Consider the following 3,861-nt stretch of genomic DNA (forward strand, 5'->3'; position numbering starts at 1 on the left):
CGCCGCCAGCGCCTCCCAGGTGGCACGGTCGACCACGCCGGTGGCGCGCAGGCCGGCGTCGCGCTGCAGCTTGAGCACCGCTTCGCGCGTCAGCATGCCGAAGCGGTCTTCCACGTCCACCACCGCCAGGTACTTGGCCTGGCGCAGCCGCACCTGCAGCTCGCGCACGCGCGGCGACTGCATGCGAAAGCGCAGCTCCTGGAAGGCGGCCTCGGAGCCGGCGGGCGGTGGCGTGGCGGTGGCGCGGACGGTGGCCAGGGCCGGGCCCTGGAGGAGTCCAAGGCCCAGTGCCAGCAGCACCGGGGCGCGCTGGGACAGGGAGCGGAACAGGTGCTGCGAGCGCATGCGGAAAATTATCCGGCGGCGCCAATAACCCCGGATTCCTGTTGGGTCATGCAGCGGCTGCAGCGGCTACCATCGCTTCCCATGCAATACCCGAGCCGCCAGTGGGCGGAGCTTCGCGCCGCCGATTTCGAGGCCGCACGCCAGGCGGGGCTGGCGGCGCGGACCGTGGCTGTGCTGCCCGTGGCCGCCATCGAGCAGCACGGGCCGCACCTGCCGCTGCAGGTGGACGCGGTGCTGCTGCAGGGCGTGGTGGATGCGGCGCTGCCGCTGCTGCCGGCCGAGCTGCCGGTGCTGTTCCTGCCGCCGCAGAACGTGGGCCTGTCGACCGAGCACCTGTCCTACCCCGGAACGCTGTCGCTGTCGCCCGCCACGCTGCTGGCGCTGTGGAGCGAGCTGGGCGGGTGCGTGGCGCGTGCGGGGCTGCAGCGGCTGCTGCTGTTCAACGGCCACGGCGGCAACGTGGCGGCCATGGACATCGTGGCGCGCGAGCTGCGCCAGCGCCATGGGTTGCTGGTCTACAGCGCCAGCTGGTTCGGGTTGCCGCTGCCGCAGGAGGTGCACGATCTCTTCAGTGCCGAGGAACACCGCTTCGGCATCCACGGCGGCGAGGTCGAGACCTCGATGATGCTGCACCTGGCGCCGCAGGTGGTGCGGATGGAGCACGCCGGCCACTGGCGCTCCAGCTCGCAGGACCGGGCCGAGCGCCACGCCATCCTGGGCAACGGCAGGAGCGCCAAGATGGGCTGGGCGATCGAGGATTACCACCCGGCCGGCGCCGTGGGCAACGCCGCCGCAGCCACGGCCGAGAAGGGCCGGGCGGTGGTGGAGGCGGCCGGACAGGCCTTGGCGCAGCTGCTGCAGGAGCTGGTGCTGCTTGACTGGCCGCCGGCCCGGGCGGTGCAGGCCGGCTGAGGCAGGCCCGGCTCCGGGCGCCTCGCCTTCAGGCGTGCGTCACCCAGTCGCGGTACTCGGGCGCATCCAGGTGCGCCAGGGTATTGAAGGTCTGCAGCATCAGCCGCTTCGGGCTCACGCTGAACTCCGTCACGGCGCTGTTCCTGATGCGCATGTTCAGCGCGATCGTCACCTCCGGCGGGGTCGAGAGCACCTCGCCCACGGCCGCGGAGATCGGCCCTCCGCTGGAGACCAGCAGCACGTGGTGGCCAGCGTGCTGCTGGCGCACCTGCTCCAGGATGCCATGCACCCCGCTGCGGAACTCCTCCCAGCTGGGCATGCCCTCGGGGCTGAGGGTGCCGCCCATCCACTGTGCCAGCGCGTCGCACAGCAGCCGGAAGTACTGGCGGTACAGCTCGGGCGTCGAGGGCGCGGGCAGCGGCGAGGGATGCACGGCGCGGATCAGCGCCAGGCTGTCGTATTCGTTCAGCTCGGGCAGGGACAGTGCCTCGGGGGCGCCGCCCAGGCCTTCCGTGATGCCCGCCAGCGTCTGCACGTGCCGGCGCAGCGTGCCGCACAGCACGGCATCGAACTGCAGGCCGCGCTCGCGCCAATAGGCGCCCAGCCGCACGGCCTGTTCGTGGCCGCGCTCGCTGAGCTGGTCGTAGTCGTCGGCGCCGAAGGACGCCTGGCCGTGGCGCACGAGGTAGAGGGTTCCCATGCGCCGGGATTGTGCGGACAAGGCCGGTACGCGCTTGTCGCAGGCGCGACCGGCCCGCTTCAGGCGCCCTCGCGGATGGCGGCGGCCAGGGCGGCGATGGCCGTGCGGATCTGCTCCTCGGTCGCCGTCACGAAGGACAGGCGCAGCGTGCGCGCGTCGCCCTCTTGGGCATAGAAGGCCGCGCCGGGCACAAAGGCCACGTCGTGCGCCACGGCGCGCGGCAGCAGTTCCAGGGCGCTCATGCCTTCAGGCAGGCGCAACCACAGGAACATGCCGCCGGCCGGGCGGTTCCAGGTGACGCCCAGGGGCGCGAGGTGTTCTTCGAGCGCCGCCAGCATGGCCTCGCACTGGCGCTTGTAGAGCTGACGGATGGTGGGTACGTGCCGCTCCAGGAAGCCGTTCTTCATGACCTCCGCCACCAGGCGCTGATTGAAGCTGGGTGTGTGCAGGTCGGCGGCCTGCTTGGCCTGCAGGAGCTTGGGATAGATGTGCTGCGGCGCGACCACGAAGCCCAGCCGCAGGCCCGGAGCCAGCACCTTGGAGAACGACCCCATGTAGATGCCACCCTCGGGGTTGCGCGCCGTCAGGGGTTTCGGGGGCGGCTGATCGAACCACAGCTCGCCGTAGGGGTTGTCCTCCAGGATGGGCAGGCCGAGTTCTGCGGCGCGCTCGACCAGCTGCTGGCGGCGCGCCTCGGTCATGGTGCGGCCCGTGGGGTTCTGGAAGTTGGGCAGTACGTAGAGAAAGCGCGCTCGTGTCCCGCCGCTGCCCACCTTGGCCGCCAGATCGTCGACCAGGATGCCCTCGTCGTCGCTCGCCACCGCCTCGATGCGCGGCTCCATGGGCGTGAAGGCCTGCAGCGCGCCCAGGTAGGTGGGCGTCTCCACCAGCACGCGGCTGCCCTCGTCGATCAGCACCTTGGCGACCAGGTCCAGCGCCTGCTGGCTGCCGGTGGTGATGAGCACCTGGTCCGGGTGCACCTCCCAGGGCAGGAAGGCGGCGACCGCCTCGCGCAGCGGCGTGTAACCCTCGCTGGCGGAGTACTGCAGCGCCGCGGCGCCCTCGTTGCCGAGCACCTGCGCGGCGGCCTGGGCGAAGGATTCGATGGGGAAGGTCTGCGGCGAGGGCAGGCCGCCGGCCAGGCTGATGATGCCGGGCTTTTCGGTCACCTTCAGGATCTCGCGGATCACGGAAGGGTTCATCTTGGCGGCGCGTTGCGCCAGGGTCCATGCGGTCATGGGAGCGTCTCCGGGTATGGGCAGCATTCGGTAGGTGTTGCCGATGGTTGGGGTCGAGCCGTTGTGCGGCCTCTGCGCACGCAGCAGGGGTAGCTGCGGCGGCGGGAGCTTAGCGCAAGGGCCGCGGCGGATTCCTGCGTTCGGTCGACCGGCCGGGGCGGATCAGGAGGCCGCCATCCAGAACGCCGTCAGCACCAGGATGGCCGCCATGCCGCGGTTGAACCACAGCAGGCGCCGGCCGCGCGCCAGCCAGTGGCGCAGCAGCGCGCCGAGGGCGGCATAGGTGAAATTGCTGCCGAAGGCGAAGGCCAGCATCACCGGCAACACCACGGCCAGGCGCATGGGCATGTCCTCGTGCCCCAGCACCCAGCCGGCGACGATGGTCAGCGCCAGCAGCCAGGCCTTGATGTTCACGAACTGCAGCAGCACGCCCTGCCAGAAGCCCACCGACAGGCGCGATGCGTCGGCCTCGGAGAGGCTGGCCGATTGCGCCAGGCGCCACGCCAGCCACAGCAGGTAGCCGATGCCCAGCGCCTTGATGGCCCAGCGCAGCGGCGGCATGGCCACCACCATCGCGCCCAGCCCGGCGGCGCACAGCAGGAGCAGCAGGCTCCAGCCGACGGGCACGGCGACGACGAAGCGCATCGCCGCCGGCAGGCCGCGGTT

General features: G+C 71.5%; 5 protein-coding genes. 1 reads left to right on the forward strand and 4 read right to left on the reverse strand.

Features of this window, described 5'->3' with window-relative positions:
- Positions 1–345 (reverse strand): peptidoglycan-binding domain-containing protein (locus tag A612_RS12600; RefSeq protein WP_019374826.1); only part of this gene is annotated, 345 nt, incomplete at its 3' end.
- A gap of 81 nt (positions 346–426) precedes the next feature.
- Between A612_RS12600 and A612_RS12605 the strand changes: the two genes are divergently transcribed.
- Entirely contained in the window at positions 427–1,257 is an 831-nt protein-coding gene (locus A612_RS12605; protein ID WP_019374827.1) for a creatininase family protein, read from the forward strand.
- A 28-nt stretch (positions 1,258–1,285) separates the two neighbouring features.
- Here A612_RS12605 and A612_RS12610 read toward each other — a convergent pair whose 3' ends face one another.
- The 3 genes from A612_RS12610 to A612_RS12620 form a co-directional block, all read right to left on the reverse strand.
- Complete coding sequence (locus A612_RS12610; protein ID WP_019374828.1) at positions 1,286–1,957, reverse strand: histidine phosphatase family protein; 672 nt, start codon at positions 1,955–1,957, stop codon at positions 1,286–1,288.
- Between the two features lie 59 nt (positions 1,958–2,016).
- Complete coding sequence (locus A612_RS12615) at positions 2,017–3,195, reverse strand: aminotransferase-like domain-containing protein (RefSeq protein ID WP_019374829.1); 1,179 nt, start codon at positions 3,193–3,195, stop codon at positions 2,017–2,019.
- Positions 3,196–3,357: 162 nt separating this feature from the next.
- A partial coding sequence (locus A612_RS12620; RefSeq protein WP_019374830.1) for a LysE family translocator occupies positions 3,358–3,861 on the reverse strand: 504 nt, incomplete at its 5' end.

The sequence above is a fragment of the Melaminivora alkalimesophila genome (genome assembly GCF_000282995.1).
In the GTDB taxonomy this organism is placed as follows: Bacteria; Pseudomonadota; Gammaproteobacteria; order Burkholderiales; family Burkholderiaceae_C; genus Melaminivora; species Melaminivora alkalimesophila.

What these genes read in the sequence shown, in the direction of transcription:
- A612_RS12615 (WP_019374829.1), bottom strand. Translation starts at nt 3,195, where the DNA reads ATGACCGCATGGACCCTGGCGCAACGCGCCGCCAAGATGAACCCTTCC.
- A612_RS12605 (WP_019374827.1), top strand. Translation starts at nt 427, where the DNA reads ATGCAATACCCGAGCCGCCAGTGGGCGGAGCTTCGCGCCGCCGATTTC.
- A612_RS12610 (WP_019374828.1), bottom strand. Translation starts at nt 1,957, where the DNA reads ATGGGAACCCTCTACCTCGTGCGCCACGGCCAGGCGTCCTTCGGCGCC.